Below are 15133 nucleotides of genomic sequence, written 5' to 3' on the forward strand. Positions count from 1 at the left end.
AGGAATCACATCATAATCTAAATTATTTGGTATTACAAAAAATATCCTCTCTAGGCTACAGTGCAACCTGGGGAAAATAAACCGCTGTTAATTTGACTAATTCGGATAATGAAATGCACTGAAATGCAGTGAGCTTCCCTTGCAATCCTCGAGCTTGCACATCTTGTGCCAATAAATAGCAACGGGGCAATTTTGCAAAAAATTGCGGATTTTTGACCGCTTGTAGCACGCCATCTTGCCACAGAACAACCGCATCGTTCTCACTAAGATGTGAGAAAAAGAAGTTTAAGGTTTCTTCATCATAATTCGCTTTGGAAAGGGTATAAAGCATAAATATTCCTTAAAACGTCATTACTTTTTCAGCTTGATTGAGCAATGCGATCATCTCAGCGTGAGTTTTAAATTGAAGCATTCGCAGTAACCAATCTGCATTATCCAGCCCTCGTAAACTTACACTTTCTTGGCAAATAAAACATTCAGTTAAGTCATACAATTCCAATAATTTGAAGGTAGAAATATGGTCTTTTTGTAAGAGTTTTTCTGGTTGTTGATCGGCAATGAGATTAAATACACCATCATTAATAAAGCAGATAGCTATCTCTTGCTCGTCACAAAAAGCACTGGCTGCAAGCAGGGCATCTAGCCCCTCTCGGCTAACTGCGGAACCAAAAGGTGGCTGGGTAAATAAAAAGGCAAGTTTATATTTCTTCATCTTAAAAAGTCAGTAATCGATCCGCTTTTAATACTGCTTGGCTAAATTCGCCTAACCCGGCTAGGGTAAATCCTTCGGCTAAATTATGTGTTGCATTAGCTGAGATTTGCTCATCCACCACGCCTCTACGCTGGGCAGCAGCAATGCACAAATGCAGAGGCAAGCGGTGCAATTTAGCCAATTTTTTCCACATCTCGACTAAATTCACTTCATCGCTTGCTGGATTCACTAAGGCATTAGCATTGCTCACGCCTTCTTGAAAAAAGAATATTTGGCAAATTGTATGATTGGCTTTTAATAATTCTTCCGCCACTTGGTAGGCTAAAAATGCCCCTTGTGAACCGTAAACCGGCGATTTTATCGCTAATACATAATCCATTACTCACTATCCTGCTTGATTTGTCGAATGTAGAGATATACGGTGTGGCGGGAAATATCCAACTTCTCTGCCACTTGGTTGATCGCATCTTTAATATCAAAAATGCCTTTTTCAAACAGCGAAATCACAATTTGGCGGTTTTTATTATTGTTAGAAATTTGACGATCTGCCATCACATCATCAATCGTCGTTTGAATCGTTTGTGAAACCAAATCTTCTACTGAACTGGCAAATGTGACTTCTGAAGCTGTATCTACAGGGGCAATAAAAGAATTGAGAAACTGTGAGGTAGGAACTTCCAAATTAATATTAATGCACAGTAACCCGATAACGTGCTGCTTACCATTACGAATCGCAATAGTGATAGACTTCATTAAAACGCCACCTTTTGCCTTGGTAAAATAAGGTTTGGAGACGCTATCCGTTGCCATATGATGCAGCGATTTCAATGCACGGTCAGTAATCGGAGAGCCGATTTTACGGTTAGTATTGTGTCCGTTAGCAATATAAATTGCCGAATGTTCCAGAAACTCTAACGAATGCAATACAATTTCGCAATGCTCACCAATCAGTGCCGCAATCCCATCTACCATCGGAAAGTAAGAAGCAAGAATGGCGTGATCTTCGTCAGAAAAAGGCGTGAATTTTTTGGTCATAATACAAATTACAAGCGGTTAGTTTTATCACATTTTTTGCAAATATTATAATAAATCTAACCGCTTACGTATCTTCAATAATTAAGGAATAACGAATTATTTCTTAGCATCTGCTGCTTTAAAATCTAATAATTCAATTTCAAATTTCAAGGTTGAATTTGCTGGTATTTTGCCTGCGGCACGATCACCATAAGCTAATGCAGGTGGCACTACAATTTCCATCTTACCGCCTTTTTTCAACATAGGAATCGCTTCAATCCAACCTGGAATTAATTGATTTAACTGAAATTCAATCGGCTCACCACGGTCGTAAGAGCTGTCAAATACTGTGCCATCAGTCAGAGTGCCTTTGTAATGCACCTTCACCGTATCTTCCGCTTTTGGTGAATTGCCTTCACCTGCTTTTTCAATTTTATATAACAAGCCTGAAGCCGTTTCTTTTACGCCAGACTGTTTTTTATAATCTGCACGGAATTTGTCGCCTGCAGCTACCGTTGCTTTGGTTTTTTCTTCGTTAATCTTTGCTTCTTTCGCAGATAAATAGGCATCTAACGATTTTAACTGCTTTTGCAAATCTTCATCGGTTAATTTACCGGTTTTCTTTAAGGTGTCCTGAACACCGGCTAAGATTTTATCCTGGTTATAGGTAAAAATATCTTTTTGTGATTCAATCACACCATTAATATTTTTACCCATTAATACACCCACGGCATAAGAGGAATCATCCACAAATTTAGGATCTGCTTTTTCTTCCGCCATCACATTTGTACTGAAAAGTGCGCCAACAATAAGAGTAAACAATGATAATTTGGTTTTTAACATAATTTTTCCTTATAAAAATAACTGTTAAGAAAATTGTAGATAGGGTAAAGTGTAATTCCGTTTCACACAACCTTTTTTTAGTAAAAAATGGATAATAATTATACATTATCGGCAAAAATTACCGAATTGGAGACTAAAGTTGCTTTCCAAGAGCTGATTATTGAAGAGTTAAATCAAGCACTTATTGAGCAACAATTTGCAATTGATAAGTTACAAACTCAGATTCGCCATATTGCTGAGAAATTGAAAGGGGCTCAACTAAGCCAAGTTGCTTCACAAGCAGAAGAAACACCCCCTCCTCACTATTAATGCTATTAAAATAGCGTTTTTTTCAAAAAATAAACAATACATTAGAGAAGGAAAGTAATGAAAATTGGTATTATTGGTGCGATGGCACAAGAAATTGAGATTTTACGCCAAGTAATGGTTGAACCTAAAGTCACTGAATTAGCAGGTTGTAAAATTTTTGAAGGCAAAATTAATAACACCCGTGTGGCATTATTACAATCGGGTATCGGCAAAGTTGCTGCCGCCATCGGCACTACCTTACTGATACAGCTCACCCAGCCGGATATGATTATTAATACAGGCTCTGCCGGTGGATTAGATCCAGATTTAAACGTAGGTGATATTTTGATTTCAACCGAAGTTCGTCATCACGATGTTGATGTGACCGCCTTTGGTTATGAAATCGGGCAACTACCGGCAAACCCGCCAGCATTTTCGCCAAACGAGCAATTAGTCGAATTAGCTCAAAAGGAAGCGAAAAAAGCCGGTTACAATGTGGTTTCAGGCTTAATCTGTAGCGGCGATGCCTTTATTAACGGTAATGATAAGATTAATCAAATTCGTCAGAATTTCCCGAATGTCGTTGCAGTCGAAATGGAAGCTGCAGCCATTGCGCAGGTTTGTCACGGTTTTAACCTTCCATTTGTAATCGTAAGAGCAGTATCGGATGTAGCGGACAAAGAATCCCACCTTTCTTTTGAAGAATTTCTGCCATTGGCCGCAGAAAAATCTTCCACGATTGTATTAGCAATGCTAAATAATATCGATTAATTTTAATTGTTAGCGAAATTTCAAGTTTGTAAATGTTTATTAAAAATTGACCGCTTGTTATCGCTATTTTGGGCAAGATTTTGTAGAATCTTGTTAGTTTTTTGCCTACAGACAAAAATTGTAGGCATTTTTCTTTTTAGTTATTGAGAGTTATATGAGTGCTTCACCAAATATTGGTTTTATCAGCTTAGGCTGCCCTAAAAATTTAGTTGATTCCGAACGTATTTTGACCGAACTGCGTGCGGATGGTTATAACATCATCCCTAGTTATGAAAATGCGGATCTTGTGATTGTAAACACCTGCGGTTTTATTGATTCCGCAGTACAAGAATCTCTTGAAAGCATTGGTGAAGCGTTAGAAGCTAACGGAAAAGTAATTGTCACCGGCTGTTTAGGAGCAAAAGAAAACCAAATTCGTGAGGTACACCCTAAAGTATTGGAAATTACAGGGCCACATAGCTATGAGGCGGTAATGAACCACGTCCATAAATATGTGCCAAAACCGGAATTTAACCCTTACACCAGCTTAGTGCCAAAACAAGGGATTAAATTAACACCGAAGCATTACGCTTATTTGAAAATTTCCGAAGGCTGCGATCATCGCTGCACTTTCTGCATTATTCCTTCAATGCGTGGCGATTTAGCAAGCCGTTCTATCGTGCAAGTATTAGATGAAGCAAAACGCCTAGTTGATGCCGGGGTAAAAGAGCTGTTAATCGTCTCACAAGACACCTCTGCCTATTCGTTAGATCGCAAAAAAGAAGAAGCAACCAAAACCGTTTTCTGGAACGGTATGCCGATTAAAAGTAACTTAATTACGCTATGTGAGCAATTAGGCTCAATGGGCGTTTGGGTACGTTTGCACTATGTTTACCCATACCCACACGTGGACGATTTAATTCCATTAATGGCTGCCGGCAAAATCTTGCCGTATTTGGATATTCCACTCCAACACGCCAGCCCGAAAATTTTAAAAGCGATGAAACGTCCGGGTTCGATTGAAAGAACCTTAGAACGCATTAAAAAATGGCGTGAAATTTGCCCGGAATTAACCCTGCGTTCTACCTTTATTGTCGGCTTCCCGGGTGAAACAGAAGAAGATTTCCAACTATTACTCGATTTCTTAAAAGAAGCACAGTTAGATCGTGTTGGTTGCTTTAAATTCAGCCCAGTGGAAGGTGCTGTTGCTACCGATATGCCGGATCAAGTGCCGGAAGAAGTAAAAGAGGAACGTTTCCACCGTTTTATGCAACTACAACAAGAAATTTCCGCTGCTCGCTTACAAGCAAAAATCGGCAAAACCGTACAAGTAATTATTGATGACATTGACGAAGAAGGCATTATCGGTCGCTCAATGGCAGATGCACCGGAAATTGACGGTGTAGTCTATGTAGATAATCCTTCAAACCAATTAGTGACAGTAGGGCAAATTATTTCAGTAACCATTACACATGCAGATGAGTATGATCTGTGGGGAATTTTAAACAACTAAGGATACATTATGTCAGCAGAAAATATGCCTAGCGTCATCCGTTTTGAGCAGGCGGTCGCGAAAAAAGATTATGAATCGGCTTGTACCGAGCTACTGTCTATCCTTTCAAAATTAGATAGTAATTTTGGTGGCATTTCCAATATTGAATTGAATATGCCAGAGCAGATTGAAAATTTAGAAAATGATAAAGCTATCTATTTCTGTACTCGAATGGCGGTAGCGATTACTCGCTTGTTTGAAGATCCTGCATTAGAGATCTCCGAACACGGTGCTATGCGTTTTCTGACATTACAACGCTGGATAGCATTAATTTTTGCCAGTTCTCCATACGTAAACGCAGACCATATCTTGCGTACTTACAATAGAAATAAAGAATCTGCTAATCCAAATACGGTTGATTTAGATGCCACATTACAAGCACTAATTAAGTTCTGTATTTTATACTTACCGGAATCTAATATTTTATTGAATCTAGATGCTGCATGGAATGCTTCATCAGATCTCACCGCATCACTTTGTTTTGCACTCCAATCACCTAGATTTATTGGTACATCCTCTGCTTTTGCAAAACGCGCGGCTATTTTGCAATGGTTCCCAGAAAAATTAGCGCAAATTGAAAACTTAAACAAGCTACCGAGTGCCATCTCACACGATGTTTATATGCATTGCAGTTATGATATTGAAGCCAATAAACATAATGTAAAACGGTCGTTAAATGCTGTAATTCGTCGTCATTTGCTTTCTATCGGTTGGGAAGATAGAAAAATTGAACAACTTGGCACCAGAAATAATAAGCCTGTCATGGTAGTATTATTGGAGCATTTCCATTCATCACATTCTATTTATCGCACTCATTCAACCTCAATGATTGCTGCACGCGAACATTTCCATCTTATTGGGCTAGGTAGTGATGCAGTAGACGAAATGGGACGACAAGTATTCGACGAATTTCATTTATTACCACAAGATGGATCTCTCTTTGACCGCTTAAGCTTTTTAAAAAATATCTGTGATAAAAATAATCCAGCCGTATTCTATATGCCAAGCATTGGAATGGATTTAACCACTATTTTCGCCAGTAACACTCGCCTAGCGCCAATTCAAGCTGTTGCGCTAGGTCATCCAGCAACCACACACTCTGATTTTATTGAATATGTTATCGTAGAAGATGACTATGTTGGTTCCGAAAGCTGCTTTAGTGAGCAATTATTACGTCTTCCAAAAGATGCGCTACCCTATGTGCCTTCCGCATTAGCGCCTAAAAATGTGGTCTATAACCTACGTGAAAATCCAGAGGTTATCCATATCGGAATTGCATCAACCACTATGAAATTAAACCCATATTTCTTAGAGGCATTGAAAGCCATTCGTGATAGGGCGAAGGTAAAAACTCATTTCCATTTTGCATTAGGGCAATCTAGTGGAATTACGCATCCTTATGTGGAACGTTTTATCAAAAGCTATTTAGGAAATGATGCAACCGCACACCCGCATTCGCCATATGATGAATATCTAAATATTCTACATAATTGCGATATGATGCTAAATCCATTCCCATTTGGAAATACAAACGGTATTATCGATATGGTTACGCTTGGTTTAGTTGGTGTCTGTAAAACAGGCCCTGAAGTTCATGAACATATTGATGAAGGTTTATTTAAGCGCCTCGGGCTACCTAATTGGTTAATTACCCAAACAGCAGAGGAATACGTTACCCAAGCTATTCGTTTAGTGGAAAACCACGAAGAACGCTTAGCAATTAGGCGCGACATTATTGAAAATAATAAATTACAAACATTATTTTCTGGCGATCCTCGCCCGATGGGACAAATATTCTTAGCTAAAGTGCAGGCATGGTTAGCGGATAAAAACCCTAAAAATGCGGAAGTAGAAGTTAAAACAAAGAAAGTAAGAAAAGCAGCTACTGCTAGCCAATCCACAAAAAAACAGACAACTTCGAAAACAAAAACAGCCAAAGCAGAAAAGAATAACACAGCAAAAAAAACGACTAGAAAAAAGACAGCAAAAATCGAAACTGAAAGCTAGCCCATAAAACAAAGCCCAAGTAATCATTTGACTTACTTGGGCTTTTTGCAAAAAATTGAGTAAATTTAACCGCTTGTATCAGCCTAATGCGGCACCACTTAAACCAATAAAGAAACCAGCAATAGTTGCACTCATTAGATTAGCTAAGGTTCCACCAATCACTGCTTTTAAACCTAAACGAGCAATATCTGAACGCCGACTTGGTGCCATACTTCCGATACCACCAATCAATACCGCAATTGCACTAAAGTTTGCAAAACCACATAAAGCAAAAGTAATGATTGCCTTAGTTTTATCGCTTAATTGCACCACAGCATCAGGCTGTAAATATTTAGCAAACTCAAGGTAGCCGACAAATTCATTAACAGCAAGTTTCATACCTATCATTTGACCTGCAATATCGGCATCTTGCCACGGCACACCGATTAAGAAAGCAAGTGGTTGGAATAAATAACCTAATAAAATTTGTAAGGTTAGCCCCTCATAACCAAACCAATTACCAATGCCACCAATAAAGCCATTTAATAAAGCGATCACTGCAATAAATGCTATTAACATAGCACCGACATTAATAGCCAAAGTAACACCTGCACTAGCACCATTAGCTAGGGCCTCAACCACGTTATTTGGCTTTTCAACTTCAACATTGTCATCTGCTTTACTCTCCAAGGTTTCCGTTTGAGGATACATTAATTTAGCAAATAGTAACCCAGCTGGTGCAGCCATAAAGGAGGCCGCAATAAGATAAGTTAAAGGAACGCCCATTCCGGCATAACCAGCCATAACGGAACCAGCAATTGAAGCAGTTCCACCAACCATAATGGCAAATAATTCTGACTCTGTCATACGGCTAATGTATGGTTTTACAACTAGAGGAGCTTCTGTCTGACCAACAAAAATAATTAGCTGCCGCTGACATTGATTCTGCCTTGGAAGTGCCTAGTGTTTTTTGTAATGCTCCACCAATAATTTTAATCACCCATTGCATCACACCAAGGTAGTAAAGCATTGAAATTAACGCAGAGAAGAAGATAATAATAGGCAATACTTTAACCGCAAACACAAAACCAATGCTGCTATTACTCGGATTCGCTAAATTGCCAAACACAAAGCTAATACCTTCGTTACCATAATTAATAATATTGCTCACACAATTTGCAGTAGCTAGCAATGCATTTCTTCCCGCGGGGAAGTAAAGAATAAGGGCAGCAAAACCAATTTGAATCGCTAACGCGCCAAAAATTGTGCGAAATTTAATAGCTTTGCGATTATTTGACAATAAAATACCTAGCCCTAATAACACAAAAACACCAATTATGCTAATTAGTATATCCATCGTAAGTCTCCATTAGTAAATAGTAATAATTTTATTAATGCCACTCTGCTTAGCAAATTCCACGAGTTCATTTGTCTGTTCGATAGTCGGCACAAAACGAGCCAAGCCTGATTCATCTCTTGCTCCTTTGGTATGCACCCGAATAATTTTAAGTAGCACATCTGGATAAGGTTTTAGCAATACCGCCACTTTTTCCAGTAACTGATGGGCATCATAAAACTGATTAAGGTAAACCAAACGCACTTCTTCCACCTTATCGAGCGGTAATAATTTGGCTAAATTTTGCAAATTGCGTGCCAAGTTTTCAGGTTTAATATGATTCACGTTTGGAAGAGCCTGTTCAGGCACTTTGCCGGCTTGGTTTTTCCGATCAAAGCATAGCGTTTGTAAGCCCGCCCCATCTCCTTTGAGATCGAACAGAAATTTATCGGTAACATTAATTAACGGCTCTGTTGCCTCAAAATCAAAAAAGCCGCTGCTGTCTAAATAACAGGTTAGCCCTTGCTCACGCAACGCCTCGAACAGTGGCACTAATTTTTTATGATGAATGGTTGGCTCTCCACCCGAAATAGTGACTCCTCGAATAAAGGGAACTGCCTCCATCACTTGATCGTACAAGTATTGCAAGCTAACCTGTTTTGCTTCCTTGCTATAACGTGGAATGGTTTCCGGGTTATGGCAATACAGGCAATTCAGCTTGCAACCTTGTAGAAAAATGCTGGTACGATTGCCCTGCCCTTCTACATTCGAGAAGGGGATAATGCGGTGTAACGGCACAAAAATCTCAGAAAGTGCAGCCATTGTTACCCTGCATTCACATTTTCTTCATCACGCAGCTGGCGGTCGAACACTTTCGCACAATCATCGGTGCCTGAACCATACCAAGTGGTATCACGCAATACCGCTTCGCCTTTGCGATAACGTTCAACCTCGCTTTTTTTCACCAAGTAGCCTGTCACTCGAATCAAATCAGTATTTTTCAGGTAAGTGGTAATGTAGCGATAACCTTGGGCGAACGAGCCGTCAATAATATCCACCACCGCATCTAAATGATCAGTGTAGGTTTGGTCAAAGGCGAATAAATCCCCCGTACCGGATGGGAAATATTTATGGAAAGGAGCAGACTGTTTTAAGTGTGCCAATAAGGTTGGCTCTTCGCCCACACGAATGCGGTGTGCCGGCGTGTTCATTTTGTCTTCAGCGTGGTTATTTGCCCCCACTTGAGCGTGTAACAGATATTGGTTATTGGTTCGTTCAACATACAGCCCTTTATGAGCGTCATTTACTGCTTGGAGCTTATCCATAATCAGCGTCGCAATTTCATCGCCACGTTTGCTTTGCCCAAAGGTTTCATTTAAACCTTCTTGCTTGAGTAAATGATTCACCGCATCGGCAAGACCTACAATCGCAATCATACTTGTGAAGTTAGTACGTTTGATAAAGCCCTCCTGAACCAAGAAGCTACTTTCAAAGAAATTGCTTTCTTCCACCAAGAATTTATGCCGTTTATCCATCGTGGAAAGGGCGAGTTTTGCCACTTTCGGCAGCATCTCATTGACCATTTGTTCAACACTCGCACAAGCACGCCCGATAGTACCTAAACGCAGGCGGGTCAGAGTGTAAGCACCGCCACATTCCGGTAAGGCGTTATAACAGCTTGCAATTCCGTATTCTTCGCCTAAATCTTGAATGTAGTAGGCATCATTAGCAAAAGACGGTTTGGACACCAACAAGCACGCTTTCGCCGCCAGTTCGGCAAATTCACGCGATGTTTTGGTTTTATCATAACGAATCGTCATATTCGGTGTAGTGTTTTCAAGCTCAATCACCGCTTTTAAGATTAAACGACCGGCTTTGGTGTCATTCGGCCCGATGTTAGCGTGGCAGAAAGAATCGGAAATGGTTTTATCGATATGATTTAAGAAACGCTTGATTTTAATGTAATCTTGCTCTTCATCGGTTATAAACGGTTCTAACAGTTGGTCTAAACGCCCGATATACACCGGAAAAGTAGTAATGGACGGAACGTGTGAATACAGAATTAACAAGCCGTCTAAGGCTTCATCTAAATTGGTTGGCGGAGGTAAATCTAAGAATTGGCAACCTTTTTGCATATACACATTATAATCAGGCAAAATATAACGTGGGCGATAAATCGCATAACCTTCATTTAAATCGCAAATCATCTGATTTTCAATGTGTTCCCACTCTTCTTCAGTGTAGCCAAGTAGTTCAATCGGGTTAAATAACCGCTCAGCAATATTGCCTAAACTCATCAATTTTTGCTGATAAGTGAGATTTTTTGCTTTTACTACCTCAAGAATATCTTGTAATGAAGCCTGCATAACATTTTCCTCTCTATTAAGTGATAGTTCGGATTTTAGTCAAACCGAATAAAAATTGCTGTGACTTAGATCACAGTTTCTCTTTTATATTCCTCAAAAGCATAAGGCAACCGATTGCGTTAGGTAACAGCAATTTGCAAATTTTTGACTTTTTCTGACCGCTTGTTTTAACTCAGACTGATTAAGGTGTAAAATACGCCACAATTTAAGCAAAAGGACAGACTGATGGTACAAAAACCACTTAACCACTATTTAGAAATGCAGGAGCATTTTTTATATGTTCCCTATTTACACCATCACCGCCGCATTCGGGTACTATTGCCGAAGGATTATCACAACGAAGGTTGGGAACGTTATCCGGTGTTATATATGCACGACGGGCAAAATGTGTTTTACAGCAAAGAGTCTTATTCGGGGCATTCTTGGAAAATTATTCCAACCATTAAATCACACCAAGAATTACCGAAGATGATTATTGTCGGCATTGATAACGCAGGAGCTAATCGCTTAAATGAATACGGCCCGTGGAAAACAACCACCGGCTCAACCCCTGAAACCCGAAATGCCGGAGGCTTAGGGGAGGAATATGCCAAATGGGTGGTGGAAACGGTTAAACCCTTTATTGATATTCACTATCGCACCAAGCCTCAGCAAGAACATACCTTATTGGCAGGCAGTTCAATGGGTGGCATTATCACCGCTTATATGGGCAGCCGCTACCCACATATTTTCGGGCATTTAGGGGTGTTTTCGCTTGCCTCTTGGTTTAGTGAGCCGGATTTTCTGCGTTTTACGCACCAATATCCGTTACAACCCAATACCAAAGTGTTTATTCAGGTTGGCACTAACGAAGGCGATGAAATCGATTCGCACTTTATCTCTAATACGAACCAAACCTATATTGATTGTTCGCTCAATTACTACCAAGCACTGATTCGGATTGGCGTGCCGTTAGACAATATCCGCCTGCGGATTATGGCAAATGAAATCCACCACGAAATGCACTGGGCAGATCACTTTGTGGAATTTTTACATTTTTCACTGCTGCGCAAGTAATGGATAAAGGTAATCATATCTACATTACACAATTCTGAAAAAACAAAACCCCGATGTTTCCATCGGGGTTTGTTGAACTTGAAGTTCTGACAAAATAAATCAAAAATTATTTGATTTCTACTTTCGCGCCAGCTTCTTCTAATTCTTTCTTAAGTGCTTCAGCTTCTGCTTTAGAGATGCCTTCTTTTAATGCAGCTGGAGCTGATTCTACTAAGTCTTTAGCTTCTTTTAAGCCTAAACCTGTTGCACCACGTACTGCTTTGATTACAGCAACTTTGTTTGCACCAGCTTCTGCTAATACTACATCAAACTCAGTTTTCTCTTCTGCTGCCGCTGCGCCTGCTGCTGGAGCTGCTGCTACTGCTGCCGCTGCTGAAACACCGAATTTTTCTTCCATCGCAGTGATTAATTCAACGATTTCTGATACTGATTTAGAAGCAATCGCTTCAATGATTTGTTCGTTAGTTAATGACATAACAATCGATTCCTAAAGTAAAATAAGTTGTTAAACGAATAAAGAAGAGTGCTTAAAATTAAGCTGCTGCTTCCATTTGATCGCGTAATGCTGCAAGAGTGCGAACAAGTTTGCCTGCCGCAGCTTCTTTCATTGTGCCCATTAAACGTGCAATTGCTTCTTCGTAAGTTGGTAAGGTTGCTAAGAATGCAACATCTTGTTTTTTACCTTCAAAGGCTGCACCTTTAAGTTCAAACTCTTTGTTTGTTTTCGCAAATTCAGTGAATAAACGTGCTGCTGCACCTGGGTGTTCATTTGAGAATGCGATAAGAGTCGGACCGGTAAACGTATCTGTTAAGCACTCGAACTCGGTGCCTTCCACTGCACGACGTAATAAAGTATTACGTACAACTTGCATTGTCACACCAGCTTCACGAGCTGCTTTACGTAACTCAGTCATTTTTTCAACTGTTACACCGCGAGAATCCGCAACAACAGCTGAAAGTGCACCTTTGGCAGCTTCGTTTACTTCAGCAACAATCGCTTGTTTGTCTTGAAGATTTAATGCCATTGGTTTTAGCTCCTGATACACTCTGCCTTTTCAAGCAGAATTTACAAAAAATCCCAAAAATATTACCGCTTGCATTGCTACAAACTGCAATCTTCTTTGAGCCTAAGGTGTCCAGAAGCAGAGAATTCTGTCTGTTCACCATCTATGTAGGATTATTAAGTTTTCACCCCTACAGTCTTAGACGGGGCTTAGATAGGCTAAGCACCATCAGCTTGCTCTCGCAAGTTAAGGTCGCAAATTATACAGATAATCTGCGACCCTGTAAAGTTTAACTTCTGTTAGAAATTAAAGTGATGCTTGATCAACTGCAACACCAGCACCCATTGTAGTAGAGATGCTTACTTTCTTGATGAAGATACCTTTTGCTGTTGTTGGTTTTGCTTTTGTTAAAGCAGCTAACAATGCGTTTAAGTTATCTTTTAATTGTTCAGCTGAGAAGTCTGCTTTACCGATAGTAGTGTGGATAATACCGTTTTTGTCGTTACGGTAGCGGATCTGACCAGATTTAGCATTTTTAACCGCTTCTGCAACGTTTGGTGTTACTGTACCTACTTTCGGGTTTGGCATTAAGCCGCGTGGACCTAATACTTGACCTAATTGACCTACAACACGCATTGCATCAGGAGAAGCGATAACAACATCAAAGTTCATTTCGCCTTTCTTGATTTGCTCTGCAAGATCTTCCATACCCACTAAGTCAGCACCCGCTGCTTTTGCTGCTTCTGCGTTTGCACCTTGTGTAAACACAGCAACACGAGCTGTACGACCTGTACCGTGTGGTAATACTGTTGCACCACGCACGTTTTGGTCTGATTTACGAGGGTCAATCCCTAAGTTTACTGCAACATCAACGCTTTCAACGAATTTAGCGGTTGCGAATTTTTTTAACACTTCAACTGCTTCGTTGATGTCATAAGCTTTAGTAGAATCTACACCAGCTTTAATTGCTTTCATTTTTTTAGTCAATTTAGCCATTGTATTATTCCTCTACGATTAAGCCCATTGAGCGAGCTGTACCAGCGATTGATTTCATTTTGGTTTCGATAGTCGCACCTGTCATATCTGCTGCTTTAGTTTCAGCGATTTGACGGATTTGCTCTTGAGTTACTGTACCCACTTTATCTTTATTCGGTTTACCAGAACCAGATTTGATACCTACCGCTTTTTTCAGTAATACTGCTGCCGGTGGAGTTTTGGTAACGAATGTGAAAGATTTATCAGCGTAAACTGTGATAACAACCGGAATCGGTAAACCTTTCTCTAAGCTCTCAGTACGAGCGTTGAATGCTTTACAGAATTCCATAATGTTAACACCTTGTTGACCTAATGCAGGACCAACTGGTGGTGATGGGTTAGCCATACCTGCTGCAACTTGCAGTTTAACGTAGGCTTGGACTTTTTTTGCCATTTTAATTTTCCTCTAAATGGGTGATAACGCTGAAAATCAGCTCCCCTGTTACATAAAAAATACGAGTCAGCAGGCTGGCTCGTAATAGGTCGCAAATTTTAAAGAATTTGCGACTATTTTTCAAGCAAAACTTTCGCTTTGTTGAATAAATCTTGTTACAAGCGGTCTTTTTTCCGCTGAATTTTGCAAAAAATTGAGAAAAATAACCGCTTGTGTGTGAAATTAATTGAAATTAGCTCTGCTTTTCCACTTGACTGAATTCTAATTCTACCGGTGTTGCACGACCAAAAATCGACACCGATACTTTTAAGCGACCTTTTTCGTAATCCACTTCTTCGACCGTACCGGAGAAATCTGCAAACGGACCTTCTGTAACCAAAATGCTTTCGCCCGGTTGGAATTCTTTTCTGTGGCGTGGTTTTTCCGCCGTTTCTTGTACACGGTTTAAAATGCGGTCTGCTTCACGTTTGGTAATTGGTGCGGGGCGATCTGCCGTACCACCAATAAAGCCCATTACACGAGGCACACTTTTCACTAAATGCCAAGTATCGTCATTCATTTCCATTTCAACCAATACATAACCTGGGAAGAATTTACGCTCGGTTTTACGGCGTTTACCGCCCACATTTTCAACGACTTCTTCGGTTGGCACTAATACTTCACCAAACTGCTCTTCCATTTTGTGAAGCTTAATGTATTCACGCAATGTTACTGCCACACGGTTTTCAAAGCCTGAAAACGCCTGTAATACATACCAGCGTTTTGAGCCATTTTCTTTCACTTCTACTTCACTCATT

17 protein-coding genes and 1 pseudogene are annotated in these 15133 nt (G+C 40.0%); 5 read left to right on the forward strand and 13 right to left on the reverse strand.

All coding sequences use genetic code 11. The annotated features are described in order from the left end of the window. Positions 1 to 55: 55 nt before the first annotated feature. The 5 genes from tusB to fkpA all read right to left on the reverse strand — a co-directional run bounded on the left by tusB (position 56) and on the right by fkpA (position 2569). Complete coding sequence (gene tusB, locus EL242_RS01880; protein ID WP_126301288.1) at positions 56 to 331, reverse strand: sulfurtransferase complex subunit TusB; 276 nt, start codon at positions 329 to 331, stop codon at positions 56 to 58. A gap of 9 nt (positions 332 to 340) precedes the next feature. Continuing rightward, on the reverse strand, positions 341 to 712 hold the full coding sequence (tusC, locus tag EL242_RS01885; RefSeq protein WP_126301289.1) for a sulfurtransferase complex subunit TusC: 372 nt from the start codon (positions 710 to 712) through the stop codon (positions 341 to 343). Position 713: 1 nt separating this feature from the next. Then, positions 714 to 1091 (reverse strand): sulfurtransferase complex subunit TusD, encoded by a 378-nt coding sequence (gene tusD / locus EL242_RS01890; RefSeq protein WP_006248453.1) that lies wholly within the window; start codon positions 1089 to 1091, stop codon positions 714 to 716. Then, positions 1091 to 1747, reverse strand: a complete 657-nt coding sequence (locus EL242_RS01895; protein ID WP_126301290.1) for a transcriptional regulator — start codon at positions 1745 to 1747, stop codon at positions 1091 to 1093. The genes tusD and EL242_RS01895 overlap by 1 nt, the downstream gene beginning before the upstream one ends. A 96-nt stretch (positions 1748 to 1843) precedes the next feature. After that, a complete protein-coding gene (gene fkpA / locus EL242_RS01900; RefSeq protein ID WP_126301291.1) occupies positions 1844 to 2569 on the reverse strand; it encodes an FKBP-type peptidyl-prolyl cis-trans isomerase in 726 nt (241 codons plus the stop codon). Between the two features lie 87 nt (positions 2570 to 2656). Here fkpA and EL242_RS01905 point away from each other — a divergent pair, with 87 nt between their 5' ends. The 4 genes from EL242_RS01905 to EL242_RS01920 all read left to right on the forward strand — a co-directional run bounded on the left by EL242_RS01905 (position 2657) and on the right by EL242_RS01920 (position 7166). Then, complete coding sequence (locus tag EL242_RS01905; RefSeq protein WP_006248450.1) at positions 2657 to 2878, forward strand: SlyX family protein; 222 nt, start codon at positions 2657 to 2659, stop codon at positions 2876 to 2878. Between the two features lie 57 nt (positions 2879 to 2935). Further along, a complete protein-coding gene (mtnN, locus tag EL242_RS01910) occupies positions 2936 to 3628 on the forward strand; it encodes a 5'-methylthioadenosine/S-adenosylhomocysteine nucleosidase (protein ID WP_126301292.1) in 693 nt (230 codons plus the stop codon). 154 nt (positions 3629 to 3782) lie between these two features. After that, positions 3783 to 5120 carry a 30S ribosomal protein S12 methylthiotransferase RimO gene (gene rimO, locus EL242_RS01915; RefSeq protein ID WP_006248447.1) on the forward strand — a complete coding sequence of 446 codons (1338 nt, stop codon included), beginning with the start codon at positions 3783 to 3785 and terminating at the stop codon, positions 5118 to 5120. Between the two features lie 9 nt (positions 5121 to 5129). Beyond that, complete coding sequence (locus EL242_RS01920) at positions 5130 to 7166, forward strand: adhesin (RefSeq protein WP_126301293.1); 2037 nt, start codon at positions 5130 to 5132, stop codon at positions 7164 to 7166. A 78-nt stretch (positions 7167 to 7244) separates the two neighbouring features. Here EL242_RS01920 and EL242_RS11545 read toward each other — a convergent pair. The 3 genes and pseudogenes from EL242_RS11545 to EL242_RS01940 form a co-directional block, all read right to left on the reverse strand. After that, a pseudogene (locus EL242_RS11545) lies at positions 7245 to 8502 on the reverse strand (NupC/NupG family nucleoside CNT transporter). Between the two features lie 12 nt (positions 8503 to 8514). Then, positions 8515 to 9303 (reverse strand): 4Fe-4S cluster-binding domain-containing protein, encoded by a 789-nt coding sequence (locus EL242_RS01935; protein ID WP_126301296.1) that lies wholly within the window; start codon positions 9301 to 9303, stop codon positions 8515 to 8517. Between the two features lie 2 nt (positions 9304 to 9305). Further along, positions 9306 to 10847 (reverse strand): YjjI family glycine radical enzyme, encoded by a 1542-nt coding sequence (locus tag EL242_RS01940; protein WP_006252591.1) that lies wholly within the window; start codon positions 10845 to 10847, stop codon positions 9306 to 9308. A gap of 225 nt (positions 10848 to 11072) precedes the next feature. Between EL242_RS01940 and EL242_RS01945 the strand changes: the two genes are divergently transcribed. Next, positions 11073 to 11903 carry an alpha/beta hydrolase gene (locus EL242_RS01945; RefSeq protein ID WP_006251930.1) on the forward strand — a complete coding sequence of 277 codons (831 nt, stop codon included), beginning with the start codon at positions 11073 to 11075 and terminating at the stop codon, positions 11901 to 11903. A 106-nt stretch (positions 11904 to 12009) separates the two neighbouring features. Here EL242_RS01945 and rplL read toward each other — a convergent pair whose 3' ends face one another. The 5 genes from rplL to nusG form a co-directional block, all read right to left on the reverse strand. Continuing rightward, positions 12010 to 12378: a 50S ribosomal protein L7/L12 gene (gene rplL, locus EL242_RS01950; protein WP_006248748.1), complete on the reverse strand. Its 369-nt coding sequence runs from the start codon at positions 12376 to 12378 to the stop codon at positions 12010 to 12012. A gap of 58 nt (positions 12379 to 12436) precedes the next feature. After that, positions 12437 to 12928, reverse strand: coding sequence for a 50S ribosomal protein L10 (gene rplJ / locus EL242_RS01955; RefSeq protein WP_006248749.1), 492 nt, complete (start codon positions 12926 to 12928; stop codon positions 12437 to 12439). Positions 12929 to 13213: 285 nt separating this feature from the next. After that, complete coding sequence (gene rplA / locus EL242_RS01960; RefSeq protein WP_025218160.1) at positions 13214 to 13903, reverse strand: 50S ribosomal protein L1; 690 nt, start codon at positions 13901 to 13903, stop codon at positions 13214 to 13216. Positions 13904 to 13907: 4 nt separating this feature from the next. After that, positions 13908 to 14336 carry a 50S ribosomal protein L11 gene (rplK, locus tag EL242_RS01965; protein ID WP_006248758.1) on the reverse strand — a complete coding sequence of 143 codons (429 nt, stop codon included), beginning with the start codon at positions 14334 to 14336 and terminating at the stop codon, positions 13908 to 13910. Between the two features lie 232 nt (positions 14337 to 14568). Further along, positions 14569 to 15132 carry a transcription termination/antitermination protein NusG gene (gene nusG, locus EL242_RS01970; RefSeq protein WP_006248760.1) on the reverse strand — a complete coding sequence of 188 codons (564 nt, stop codon included), beginning with the start codon at positions 15130 to 15132 and terminating at the stop codon, positions 14569 to 14571. Position 15133 lies beyond the last annotated feature (1 nt).

The organism is Mannheimia haemolytica (assembly GCA_900638155.1).
GTDB classification, from domain to species: Bacteria; Pseudomonadota; Gammaproteobacteria; order Enterobacterales; family Pasteurellaceae; genus Mannheimia; species Mannheimia glucosida.

Coding starts and splice junctions, on each gene's coding strand:
- EL242_RS01905 (WP_006248450.1), top strand. CDS start 2,657: ATGGATAATAATTATACATTATCGGCAAAAATTACCGAATTGGAGACT.
- fkpA (WP_126301291.1), bottom strand. CDS start 2,569: ATGTTAAAAACCAAATTATCATTGTTTACTCTTATTGTTGGCGCACTT.
- rplA (WP_025218160.1), bottom strand. CDS start 13,903: ATGGCTAAATTGACTAAAAAAATGAAAGCAATTAAAGCTGGTGTAGAT.
- rplL (WP_006248748.1), bottom strand. CDS start 12,378: ATGTCATTAACTAACGAACAAATCATTGAAGCGATTGCTTCTAAATCA.
- EL242_RS01935 (WP_126301296.1), bottom strand. CDS start 9,303: ATGGCTGCACTTTCTGAGATTTTTGTGCCGTTACACCGCATTATCCCC.
- tusB (WP_126301288.1), bottom strand. CDS start 331: ATGCTTTATACCCTTTCCAAAGCGAATTATGATGAAGAAACCTTAAAC.
- rimO (WP_006248447.1), top strand. CDS start 3,783: ATGAGTGCTTCACCAAATATTGGTTTTATCAGCTTAGGCTGCCCTAAA.
- tusD (WP_006248453.1), bottom strand. CDS start 1,091: ATGGATTATGTATTAGCGATAAAATCGCCGGTTTACGGTTCACAAGGG.
- rplK (WP_006248758.1), bottom strand. CDS start 14,336: ATGGCAAAAAAAGTCCAAGCCTACGTTAAACTGCAAGTTGCAGCAGGT.
- nusG (WP_006248760.1), bottom strand. CDS start 15,132: ATGAGTGAAGTAGAAGTGAAAGAAAATGGCTCAAAACGCTGGTATGTA.
- EL242_RS01945 (WP_006251930.1), top strand. CDS start 11,073: ATGGTACAAAAACCACTTAACCACTATTTAGAAATGCAGGAGCATTTT.
- rplJ (WP_006248749.1), bottom strand. CDS start 12,928: ATGGCATTAAATCTTCAAGACAAACAAGCGATTGTTGCTGAAGTAAAC.
- EL242_RS01920 (WP_126301293.1), top strand. CDS start 5,130: ATGTCAGCAGAAAATATGCCTAGCGTCATCCGTTTTGAGCAGGCGGTC.
- EL242_RS01895 (WP_126301290.1), bottom strand. CDS start 1,747: ATGACCAAAAAATTCACGCCTTTTTCTGACGAAGATCACGCCATTCTT.
- mtnN (WP_126301292.1), top strand. CDS start 2,936: ATGAAAATTGGTATTATTGGTGCGATGGCACAAGAAATTGAGATTTTA.
- EL242_RS01940 (WP_006252591.1), bottom strand. CDS start 10,847: ATGCAGGCTTCATTACAAGATATTCTTGAGGTAGTAAAAGCAAAAAAT.
- tusC (WP_126301289.1), bottom strand. CDS start 712: ATGAAGAAATATAAACTTGCCTTTTTATTTACCCAGCCACCTTTTGGT.